The sequence below is a fragment of the Paraprevotella clara YIT 11840 genome (assembly GCF_000233955.1).
GTDB classification, from domain to species: domain Bacteria; phylum Bacteroidota; class Bacteroidia; order Bacteroidales; family Bacteroidaceae; genus Paraprevotella; species Paraprevotella clara.
In genome coordinates, this window is sequence record NZ_JH376599.1 from 204,237 (window position 1) to 215,569 (window position 11,333).

Consider the following 11,333-nt stretch of genomic DNA (forward strand, 5'->3'; position numbering starts at 1 on the left):
ACACATTGGTCATGCCTATTTTGGCACTCTTCCCTATGCGGGGGACAGCCTGCTTGACCAAGCACTGCACGAGCGTACCGCCAGTGAAATACAGGCATTGAAAAGTGTTACCGGGCTGGAGTTCTCCGGCCAGGGGTATTACCGTCCGGACGAAAATCTCGGACTGGACGATGCCGATGCCGTATCCCGTTACCGGGGAAAGATACAGGTTCAAGTGGAATGGAACATTCTCCAAAGTTCCCTTTATAAACGTAAAGGCCGCATCAACGAACTGCATATCCAAGAAGAAATAGACCGCAAGAGATATCTTCGTGACAATCTGGGGCTTTGGGCCAACAAACAAAAGGAAATATCACGCTTGCAATATGACAGCCTGCTTGCCGGGGTACTCCTGCACCGTATCGGAAATCTCTCGTTGCTGAGTGCCGCCCAGCATTATCTCCTGCGTAAACAGCAAATCAGCAGCGATGAACTGCTTGACATACTCAATGAAAAGGCAGAAGCCGAACGCCTCTTGGCCACCATCGACCGCAAATATGTTCCAGCCACAAACCTTTCGCATCCCAAGGACGTAATCGTGTTGGTCGACACGGCAAAGCTGATGGCTCAAGTGCGTGCTACGCAATATGATCTCAGTACACTGGAGTTACGCATGGATTACTTGGAACAACGCCGTAAAAACACTACCTATTGGGGAACAACGACTCTCAGTCCATTCATACGTTATTCTTATTATACCCGCTCAGGGCTTCCGAACTCGTCCAATATGGATCTTGGAGTGAGTTTTCGTTTGCCGCTTTCCGCTGAAAGCCGCCGCAAGCGAAAGACATTGCAGGCCGAACAGGACGTATTGATAGCGGAGAAAGAAGCCGTGTCGCTTAAGGTAGTGGAAGACATACAAATGATAATAAATGACATCGAGCGCATGAACCGTTCCGTGGCGGGAGAGGTGCAACGCCTGCATCAGCTCAAGGAGTACTTGGCCATGCGCGGTGAAGCCTACCGCAACCGTATAGGAGGCTACAGCCTGCCGGCACGGTTGAAGGAGTACAACAATTATTTGAACTGTTGGGAACGGTTGCTTTCGCTTGCTTACCAACGAGACTGTCTGATTGCCGACTTGCAGACATTCCTTACCGGCACATCGGTATGGTTGTATTGCCGGGAAGTGGAACTCTGAACATGAATGCCTATGAAAGATTTTCAATTTGATACGACACGCGAACAAGAGAAACTGGAAAACATCCTGAAGGAACGTAAGCGCAGGATTGCCAAGCAACAGGTTATTTTCACGCTCATCCTATTATTCATCGGGGTGGTTCTCTGTTTATATATATTCCGTAAGGTCGCCTATACGGAACTGGACGGTTATGTGAAAATAGACGTCAATCGGCAACGAACACCCCGTGACATATTCCTATCCAATATCAACGTGGAGATAGGGGATTATGTGTTGCCCGGCGACACGCTGTATTCCTACCTTTACCTTGATGCCTTGTTGGACCAGATTAATTTGAACAAGGAGCCGCAAGTCGTGTCGGATGACCGCAACATGCGGGTACGTTACGGCGTTTCATTGCAAGAGGTGAATGTGTTGCGCACACGCATACGCGAGTTGGAACGCCAGATCGCGTTGGAAGACCATGACATCAGTTTCGGCTTGAGCGACAACGCACACAAGCTGGACTTGGAACGATTGTTGAAGGAATCAAGAGAGGCTTACAAGGCCAAATTGGCGGAAGCAAGGTTGCTACGTGAGGCCTGGGATGCCACAGCGGAAGCCGCACGCCGTTCCATGTATGACATTAACGCCCCCATCCTGCTGAATGAACTCATGACCTCAGCGGGGCGGCACACTTCGATGATACATTACCGTCTTGCCACGGACACCGCCATTGTGATCGATATACAGATGCCAGAGAACATGATTGTACTGGCCAATGAAGAAATCATGAAATTGCAGATGCTGGATTTGGACAAGAGCAACTTGTATGTCATAGGTTATGTGCCGATTGACAAGATGGACAAATTGAACATAAACAGCAAGGCCGAGGTCTATGTGAACGATGAAGTGTCTTTCCGGGCAAAGGTGATGACGCTGGCTGTACGCACCAGCGAGTTGCCTTCCAACCTGCAAAGCGCTTTCTCCCGTAATACAATGGTGCCACTTGCTGTGTTTGAGATAGAAGGTGGCCAGGTTGTGCCTTTCTGGGCATTGACTGCCGACCTGCCCGTTTCCATCCGCATCCCGAACATCCGCTTCAAACGCCTGGAAAAAGAGCAGAAATACATCTGGTTCAAGACCGGTGAAGGGTTGCTCGATTTTTCCAAAGAATATTTGAGGCAACGGCGTGAAAAGCGACACATGCAACAGCGTGCATACGAAACGGGACGTGATTTTGCAGTTTCCCAAAAACCGCATTCTGAAGTTGCTGACACACTGCAAGGCAGCTCCCTTTACCATGTTCATATAGCATGTTTCAAGGATGGAAATGAAGCGGAGGCTTTGGTGGAGAAACTGAGAAAGCAAGGTTATGACAGGGCAAAAAAAATAGAAGCGGGTGCTTATTCGCGCGTGGTTGTTGCCTCTTGTCCCACCGAGGCAGAGGCTGCGGCCTTGGTGCGTGAGGTACGGAAAACGACGAAATACAAGGATGCCTGTCTGTGGAAACAAGAACGAAAATGAACATGCAAGCGCAGGAGGAATGAAATATGGACAAGAAAAATTATGAGATAGTAACCAATGAACGTGGGCATCGTATCCTGGTAGTGAACGGTTTGCTATTTATAGAGAAGGAAAAGGAACTGGTTTATGATTCTTTCGATTCCATTTTTGTGAATTTCAGCGACGCTTCTTCCCCAATGAACATGGCTGTCATCAGGAAAGTATGGCCCGTGTTTTTCCCGAAATGCTGGCTGAAACCGATATTCCTTTCCGGAAAGCTGAAAAACCGTGTGGCCCATTACGGGGAAATCGTGGACGGTTTCGCACACGGCCCATTATCGGAAAACATGGCACAAAAGATTGCAGACATATTGGAAGGCATCCGCCAGTCGGGCATCTCCACGAAAATGCGCGAGGCCAATACGACGGAAGATTTCTTCATAACTTTGTGCCAGTTCTACTTGTCACGGGGAAAGCATTTCTTTACGTCTTCCACAGTACGCCTTTACGCATCGGGCTATACACTCCAGTTGAGCCTGCTGTTCGGAGAGACCTTCTTTGGCGACCGGCATGTCCGCTTCCAGAAGAAATTACTCAACATGGGGCATATCCGGCAAACACGTTTTATCGACCGCCTGCACTATTGCCCAGGCTGCTACGGCAGCCACCTGCTATTTGCGGAGGCTTGTCCCAAGTGCCGCAGTTCCAACATCCACGAGGAAGACGTGCTCCATCACTTCCGTTGCGCGAATGTGTCCCCCGAATCCACGTATCTTTACGACGGGCAATTGCGCTGCCCCAAGTGCAGCCACTTCCTGCGTCATATCGGTGTGGACTATGACCGCCCGGCATCGGTATATACCTGCCAGGATTGCAACGAAACCTTCCTTACGCCCAAGATGAAGGTGGTTTGCGGTGATTGCGGAAAGACGTGGAACACGGAAGAACTCTTCCCGTACGATGTGGTGGAATACGAGTTTACGCCGGAAGGCGTCCAAGCATTCATTACGGGCAACGTGAAGGTAGAGCGGGACTACGACCATTATGTGGGTTACACGGAATATGACAACTTCCTGCAAAACCTGATAGCCTTTGCTATATCGGGCATGCCGGGAGGTGAGGATGCGTTTTACTTGTTGCGCTTGCGGGTGGTGGACGCGATGCAGTCCCCCTTGGGCAAGGAGGCGTGCATACCTTTTTTGCGGGTCTTTTTCCTGCGGCTTGGCAATTGCAAAATATCGTCCGACGGGAATTACCTGTACATTCAGCAAATCACCAAGTCGGACGAACTCGAAGAGGTGCAGAAAAAGGTTTCCCGGATCGTAAAGGAAGAGATGGAGCTTTTCCTTGAAGACTACAACGGGGCGGGCAACTACTCTATTACGGAATATGCGTACAGGAGAGGGGCGGACATCCATGCCTTTATCCGTAAGTTGAACGATGCCGGACAATAAACACAAACGAAGACATCCTATGCTTGACAGTGCATACCACATATTCGACAATCTTGTGAGTTTTTTCACGAGGAGCATGAACTGGCACATGCTGCTGGCCACCTATTGGTTTCTGTTCTTCGTGGAGTTCCCGCGCTACTACTTGCTTGAAGTGTGCATGGTGGTCTGGTACAAATTCACCTACAAGAAGCGGCGGAAGAAGCGCGAGGTGGCACGCCGGATGCTTTACATCGAAAATCCCAGGGTGACCATTCTGGCACCGGGCAAGAACGAGGGCGCGCACATCTATAAGCTCGTAAGTTCATTGCGCGAGCAGACTTACCGTAACTTCGAGATTATTGTCGTGGACGACGGTTCGGACGATGCCACCCCGCTCATTTGCCGCGACCTGGAGAAAGCGGGCTACATAGACCGCTACTTGCGCTTAGGCATCCGTGGTGGGAAAGCCAATGCCGCCAATTTCGGTTTGTATTATGCCAAGGGGAAGTACATCATCCACCTGGACGCCGATTCGTCGCTGGACCGCAACGCCCTTGAAAATATCCTGATACCGTTTTATTACGACCCGAAGATAAAAGGAGTAGGCGGCTGCGTGAAGGTGCGCAACATGCGCGACACGATATGCACCTCTCTACAGGCTCTTGAATATTTGAAGACAATCCAAGTAGGCCGCATGGTGACCAGTTGGTTGGGCATTTACCACATCATATCGGGTGCCTTCGGCGCGTTCGACACCGCCGCGCTCAGGCAGGTGGGCGGATGGGACATAGGTCCCGGACTGGACGGGGACATTACCCAGAAGTTGCGCAAGGCGGGCTATCGCATCCATTTTGCCGAGCACGCCATTTGCCTGACCAACGTTCCCGCCAGATGGTACCAGTTGTTCAAGCAGCGTATGAGGTGGTCGAAGTCGCTTGTCCGTTTCCGTATGCGCAAACATGCGGATGTGCTGAAGCCTACCAGCAATTTCTCCTTTCTGAACTTCATCTCCAACATGGAAAGCATCCTCTACGATTCCGTGTTCAACTACGTTTGGGTGTTTTACATTGTGACGTTGGTGTTCAGCAACACAGACAATCTGGTTGAAATCCTGATTATTGGCTGGCTCATACGCCTTGTATTCGCGGCAATCGCTTTTACGGTCATCCTGTTGGTTAGCGAACGCTCAAGGCAGGAACTCCATCTGGGGGGCTACCTGTTGCTGGGCAGCCTGTACACCGGCTATTTCCTGCGGGTTACACGGCTGTTGGCACATACAAAGGAAATATTCTTCTTCAGTTCGTACAAAGACCCGTGGAACCCACACAAAACATCTTTGGAAGCAAGGTTGGAAAAAATTTAATAAGAATGGCATACATTACATCTATGACGGAAGATTATAAAATTGGAATTATCGGATTAGGCTATGTGGGATTCCCGCTGGCCTGCCTGCTCGCCACGAAATACACAGTGACGGGCTATGACATCAACCCCTTGCGGGTTGAAGAAATCAACAGGGGGGAAGACTGTACATTGGAAGTAGAGTCGGGCAAAATTGCGGATGCGTTGCGTCGGGGCATGGTGTGTACCTGCGACAAGGAAGCACTGCGCGGCTGCAACGTCTATATCGTGACGGTGCCCACGCCCATCACTCGGCATAACGTGCCAGACTTGTCTCCCTTGGAGAGTGCCAGCAGGCTGATTGGCAGTCTGCTCTCGCCGGGAGACACCGTCGTTTACGAATCCACGGTCTATCCCGGTTTGACGGAAACGTTTTGCGCCCCCATCCTCGAAACCGTGTCGGGCATGAAGCTGAACGAAGGCTTTTTCATAGGATACTCGCCGGAACGGGTTAATCCGGGCGACAAGGAGCATCCCGTGGAACGGATAGTCAAAATCACCTCCGGCTCCACCCCCGAAGCAGCCGACCGCATTGATCTCATCTACAATTCGGTGCTGCAAAACGGCACGCACCGCGCCCCCTCCATCAAGGTGGCGGAAGCGGCCAAGGTGGTGGAGAACGCCCAGCGTGACGTGAACATCGCCTTTATGAACGAGATTGCCAAAATCATGGATGTGCTTGGGGTGGACACGAACGACGTGTTGCAAGCCGCGGGCAGCAAATGGAACTTCCTGCCTTTCCGCCCCGGACTGGTGGGCGGGCACTGCATTGGCGTTGACCCTTATTATTTGATAGAAGAGGCGCGCCTGCACGGGGTCACTCCTAGCCTGCTGATAGAAACACGCCGCATCAATGCAGCCATGGGAAGCTACGTGGCCGAACGGGTGGTTTGCCTGATGAACAAACAGGGGCTTACGGCGAAAAACGCGCAGATATTAATCCTGGGCTTCAGCTTCAAGGAAAACTGCCCTGACATACGCAACACCCGGATTGTGGACATCATTTCCACGCTTCGGGAGTACACGCCCCATATCACGGTTCTTGACCCGTGGGTAGACCCGGCAGAAGTGCGGGCAGAGTACGGCTTGGACGTTTGCAACCGCCCGGAGGCGATAAACGGTCATCGGTACGATGCCATCATCCTGGGCGTGGCGCACGACTGCTTCCGGAGTTTGCCCTTGTCCGGCATGACCAGACCGGGAGGCATCATTTACGATGTCAAAGGAATGTTGGACCGAGAATTAGTAACCAAACGCTTATAAACCATTTTTAATTATATGAAAGTAAACAACAGAATGAAAAAAACAATGTGGGGATGGAGCCTTGCAATGACATTGCTCCTCCCATTGGCAGCCTGCCAAGAACAGACAGATTTGGAACAAGGGTCTGATGAAACCAGCAAGACCTTGGAAAAAGTCCTCGTCAGCAACAACCCTGCTGACTTCGAAGGACGAGTGACGAACTTCAAAACGCCCAAGGCGGTTGCACGCTCCATGGCCGGTGCATACGAAATGCCCGAGCAGCCCGAAGTGCCTGCCGATGCCGTCAGCATGGACGGCTACCAGAATTGGAATTGCCAGTCGAATGCGGCTTATGTGCTGGAAACAGGGCAAGATTTCAATGACCAAGTGAACATGAACGGGAACACCTATTATATTTTAGGCACATTGACCTTGACAAACTATTGGGGAGAGGGAACTTTCATCATCCTGCCCGGCGGTACATTGGTTTACCCGTCAAACTTGTCGCTGAATAACAATGTCAAAATCTACAACTATGGCACATTCACTTTGAGCGGCAAGGATTTCACCACGAATGCCGGTTCCACCTTCATGACCAAAGGTGACTTTGCCTGTCAGGGAACACTGAAAGCAGGCGGTACATTCTGCGTCGTAGGAAACTTGGAAGCCCAGGTGCTGGATGCCAACAACAGCCTGAGCATGTTCGTGGGAGAAAAGGCAACGTTCACCAAAGCACAGATAAACAACCAGTCGACCCTTTATTTGGAGAAACTGGAAGCCGACGAGTTTGAAGTGAACTCCATCTCGACGGTCACCGTAGGGTGCAGCGCCTACATCAGCAAGAGACTCTATCTGACCAACAGAATCGACTTCAAGGTACTGGGCTACTTGCAGTCGCCCGAAACGAAACTTGATTCGGGCTCAAAATTGAGCGTGAACGGCGGATGCTGGATGTCGTTGGGCGATTTAAGCATCCAAAACGCTAATAGCGTGAATATTTCCGTAACGGGCGACGAGGGAAAATACGGCGTGGTACAGGCCAAGAAAATCTCCGTCAACCAGAATGATTTGAGAAATACTTTCACTGGATACATGGGCCTGCACTATGAAACACTGCAGGGAAGCGGAAGCCAAGAAGGGATACAATTCCTATCGCAGGTGCTTATAAATGAACAAGACAACACGAGCATTGCGCCCACCGAATGCTCGCTTGGCTTCAACCATACTCCCGGCGGCAACGACGGGGAAGAGGGAATCGTCATCGACCATATCGCCGACGTGACTTCGCCCGACCATACACACGACATCTCGGCCACTTGCGTGCAGATGGCCGACAACGACAAGGCTTATGTATCTTATCACCAGCAAGGTCCCGGCTACAGCGGTTGCGTAGAAGTGATGCGGGTGGCCGATGACCAGGTGACACTGCTGTCGTACATGCGTTCCGTGGAGTCTCGCGACTTCAACCACCTGATTGTAGACAATAACCGCATCTGTACCGTAGGTGGGGACAACAAGGGTGGCGCGTTGATTGCCACCATCGGTCTGAAGGACGGCGTGTTCCAGTCCGGCGAGGCCGACGGCCTCGAAGTAATCCGCCTGAAAGGCAACGGGAACGAGCCGGTACACGATGCCAACTGTATCGTGCGCAACGGAAATTATTACCAGGTGGCCTCCACGAACGGTTTCGCCACATTGCAGGCTGACAACATGGAAGAGGTGAACTTCGTGGAAACTCCGGGTTCAGCCAAGTTCATCCACATGGACGGACAGGGCAACCTTGTGACACTGAACCTGGGCGACCAAAATGATGTGCAGTCGGCAGCCGTGGTGAACCGTTACAGTGCCAATGATTACAACTTCACCAACGCGGCCTTGACACTCAACAATGGCATCATCAAACCGGTGGACGGCAAGAACGTGTGCAAGGCAGACGGAAACGACATCTACCTCTGCCTGGGACAGAACGGCTTCAAACGCTACACCAATGGGATGGAAAACGGCGGCTTATCCTTGGAGGGCACCAACGCAGCCGTGAACGGCATGGACTACGACGAACGTTATCTCTACCTGGCATACGGCAGCGAAGGACTGTATGTGCTGGATAAGGAGACACTGGATGTAGTGGCTTGTTACACTCACAGCGGAGGAAAATCGGCCAACTACGTGAAAGTGGACGGAGGTTACATCTACGTGGCTTACGGACGCAACGGCCTGCAAGTGTTCAAGCTGACAACGAAGAAGTGATAATGCATTGCCGCGATGCATCAATACAGCCCTCTTCTTTGTGTAGAGAGGGCTACCTGTTCCCTCACCGCAATGAACCTCATTGAGTCAAAGGATTTTCGGCAGATACCGATCCGAAAATGCCAGAGCCCTCCTGCATTCCATCAGAACCGCAGGGGGCTTTTTTTGCATTCGCCAAATTAGGTGTTGATTCATCTGTTGGGGAAGGAAGGCTTGCTTTATGAAGAAACCCTTATGTATATGTTTGACTGTAGCCGGTGCAAGCAGCTTTGGTACAAAAAAGTCATTGTCGTCCAACGCGCCATTATGGAGACAGACAACGGTAAGTAGGTCTGTTTGAAGGTTTCTTTGTTCATGCGTGGGCTATGTTTTTATAAGGAAGACGCAAGGGAAGCGTTTTTGCAACAAAGAACATAAAAAACTGCGGCTGTCTTTTTTAGAGAGACGAATGCCGCAGTTTTTTGGGACGGATGCCGGAAATGTATCCGGTAAAAAGCGTCCGGCTATCCTTGCGTAATCAGTTGAAATAATAAATAAAGATAGCCGTGCCCTCCAATGCTTTCTTTCCGGTCTCTTTGATGTCCATCGTGAATCTGATTTCGGCCTTGACGGCACCGCGCAGGTTGGCCAAGGATTCGAGTTTTGTGCTCAGGCGCAGGCTTTGTCCGCTGAGGACGGCTTGGCCGAATTTCATCTTGTCGATACCGTAGTTAATCATCATCTTCAGGTTGTTGACCTCGATGATCTGGTTCCACAGATAGGGCAGGAGGGAGAGGGTCAGATAACCGTGTACGATGGTGCTCTTGAACGGGCTTTCCTTTTGGGCACGTTCTACGTCCGTGTGAATCCATTGATGGTCCAAAGTGGCATCGGCAAAGAGGTTGATACGTTCCTGGTCTACCTGCAAATATTCCGATTCGCCCAAGGGCTGCCCTACATATTTTTCAAAATCTTCGAAAGAATTAATTACTAATTTACTCATGTTTCCTGAGATTTAAGTTCATGTAATTTGTTATTTGTAAGCAAATATACAGAATAAAGTGTTTCCGGACAATAATCCGGCTGTTTTTTTGTCTTTTCCTCTCCGGAAATTTTAGAAAAAAGTCTTTCATCTTTCAGGATATGCTGTAAACGTCTTGCTTTAAGCATATTAGTATCCTGAAGGATGGAGGTGCCATCTTTCAGCTCACTTTCAGGTGATGGGCGGCTACCGTTGTGCGCCAAACGGAAAATCAATCTAAGGCGAGTGATTTCTCAATCTAAGCCGAATGATTTGCAGATCTGCGCCAAACGAAAAGCGGCGTTCGGCTCAGCTTGTAGCTGACATGGGCTGAAAGACGACAGGTTGAAAGTTCAGGATGTATCCGATTTGTATTGAGATAGTTACGGTGTATTCTGAAAGATGAAAGGCATTTTCCGGAAAAGTATGGAGGAAGGAAAGATGTGGGAAGTATCGAATCCGACGGCTATCCGGTTTCTTTGGAGAAGAGTGACACGGAGAAACGCAGAAATGTGCACAAACGTGCACTAATGTGCGGAAATGTGCACAAACGAGCAGAAACGTGTACTAATGCGCAGCTTCCGCCGTACGTCCCCTAACTTTGCCGTAAAAAACGAAGCACATGGAACTGAAACACATCGTAAGAAGGGCTGTACGCCGATGGGCGGAGAAAATCGCGAGTAAGCGAGCGCAGAGGCAAGCTCGCTTGGCTCAGCCGAGTGGGAGCGATTTATCAAAAAGAAAAGCCGGACGTTTGGGAGTTGCCGGAAGCGTGACCGGTCATATCGAAGAAACAACAGTCACCGAATCGCGACCGGAAGCCTCCACGAGTTTGCCCTCTCGGAAAGCGGAAGCCCACGACGCGAAAGACAACGCGCCTGCCCACCTTGACCGTCGGCTGGCCGCTTTCGTGGAAGAGCGTTACGACCTGCGCCACAACCTGCTGACGGGGCAGGCGGAATTCCGCCCCAAGGGACAGGATGCGGCCGCTTTCCTCCCCCTCACGGCACGCGACCTCAACTCCCTCTGCCTCGCCGCCCACGAGGCGGGCATCCCGTGCTGGGACCGCGACGTGTCGCGTTTCGTGGCCTCCGACCGCCTGCCCGACTATCATCCCTTCCGCGATTATTTCGACCGCCTGCCGCCGTGGGACGGAGAAGACCGTCTCGACGCACTGGCACAGCGCGTGTCGGACTGTGCGCTGTGGGTGAGCGGATTCCGCCGATGGATGCTGGCCGTGGCCGCGCAGTGGATGGGGATGGGGGACGGCCATGCCAACAGCGTGGCACCGGTATTGGTGAGTGGGCGGCAAGGATTGGGAAAATCCACATTCTGCCGCAACCTT

General features: G+C 51.3%; 8 protein-coding genes and 1 pseudogene. 7 read left to right on the top strand and 2 right to left on the bottom strand.

Going from position 1 to position 11,333, the window contains the following annotated elements; all coding sequences use genetic code 11:
• The 6 genes from HMPREF9441_RS09295 to HMPREF9441_RS09320 all read left to right on the top strand — a co-directional run.
• Positions 1–1,180: hypothetical protein (locus tag HMPREF9441_RS09295; protein WP_008620463.1), on the top strand; the 1,180-nt coding region annotated here is incomplete at its 5' end.
• A gap of 12 nt (positions 1,181–1,192) precedes the next feature.
• Entirely contained in the window at positions 1,193–2,686 is a 1,494-nt protein-coding gene (locus tag HMPREF9441_RS09300) for an SPOR domain-containing protein (RefSeq protein ID WP_244949713.1), read from the top strand.
• Positions 2,687–2,712: 26 nt separating this feature from the next.
• Positions 2,713–4,119 (top strand): TackOD1 domain-containing metal-binding protein, encoded by a 1,407-nt coding sequence (locus HMPREF9441_RS09305; protein WP_008620465.1) that lies wholly within the window; start codon positions 2,713–2,715, stop codon positions 4,117–4,119.
• A gap of 19 nt (positions 4,120–4,138) precedes the next feature.
• Positions 4,139–5,461, top strand: a complete 1,323-nt coding sequence (locus HMPREF9441_RS09310) for a glycosyltransferase family 2 protein (RefSeq protein ID WP_244949714.1) — start codon at positions 4,139–4,141, stop codon at positions 5,459–5,461.
• A gap of 5 nt (positions 5,462–5,466) precedes the next feature.
• Positions 5,467–6,762 carry a nucleotide sugar dehydrogenase gene (locus HMPREF9441_RS09315; protein ID WP_008620467.1) on the top strand — a complete coding sequence of 432 codons (1,296 nt, stop codon included), beginning with the start codon at positions 5,467–5,469 and terminating at the stop codon, positions 6,760–6,762.
• Between the two features lie 33 nt (positions 6,763–6,795).
• On the top strand, positions 6,796–8,988 hold the full coding sequence (locus tag HMPREF9441_RS09320; protein WP_244949715.1) for an LVIVD repeat-containing protein: 2,193 nt from the start codon (positions 6,796–6,798) through the stop codon (positions 8,986–8,988).
• 517 nt (positions 8,989–9,505) lie between these two features.
• On the opposite strand, the gene HMPREF9441_RS09325 is transcribed toward HMPREF9441_RS09320, so the two are convergent.
• Both HMPREF9441_RS09325 and HMPREF9441_RS09330 read right to left on the bottom strand, forming a co-directional pair.
• Positions 9,506–9,970 (bottom strand): MaoC family dehydratase, encoded by a 465-nt coding sequence (locus HMPREF9441_RS09325; RefSeq protein ID WP_008620475.1) that lies wholly within the window; start codon positions 9,968–9,970, stop codon positions 9,506–9,508.
• Positions 9,967–10,224 carry a hypothetical protein gene (locus tag HMPREF9441_RS09330; protein WP_008620477.1) on the bottom strand — a complete coding sequence of 86 codons (258 nt, stop codon included), beginning with the start codon at positions 10,222–10,224 and terminating at the stop codon, positions 9,967–9,969. Before HMPREF9441_RS09330 ends, HMPREF9441_RS09325 begins: the two co-directional genes overlap by 4 nt.
• 386 nt (positions 10,225–10,610) lie before the next feature.
• Between HMPREF9441_RS09330 and HMPREF9441_RS09335 the strand changes: the two are divergent.
• Positions 10,611–11,333 (top strand): annotated as a pseudogene (locus tag HMPREF9441_RS09335) (virulence-associated E family protein); the annotation flags it as partial.

Excerpts from the sequence above, each read along its gene's own strand:
- HMPREF9441_RS09300 (WP_244949713.1), top strand. The coding sequence starts at position 1,193 with ATGAAAGATTTTCAATTTGATACGACACGCGAACAAGAGAAACTGGAA.
- HMPREF9441_RS09305 (WP_008620465.1), top strand. The coding sequence starts at position 2,713 with ATGGACAAGAAAAATTATGAGATAGTAACCAATGAACGTGGGCATCGT.
- HMPREF9441_RS09325 (WP_008620475.1), bottom strand. The coding sequence starts at position 9,970 with ATGAGTAAATTAGTAATTAATTCTTTCGAAGATTTTGAAAAATATGTA.
- HMPREF9441_RS09320 (WP_244949715.1), top strand. The coding sequence starts at position 6,796 with ATGAAAAAAACAATGTGGGGATGGAGCCTTGCAATGACATTGCTCCTC.
- HMPREF9441_RS09315 (WP_008620467.1), top strand. The coding sequence starts at position 5,467 with ATGGCATACATTACATCTATGACGGAAGATTATAAAATTGGAATTATC.
- HMPREF9441_RS09310 (WP_244949714.1), top strand. The coding sequence starts at position 4,139 with ATGCTTGACAGTGCATACCACATATTCGACAATCTTGTGAGTTTTTTC.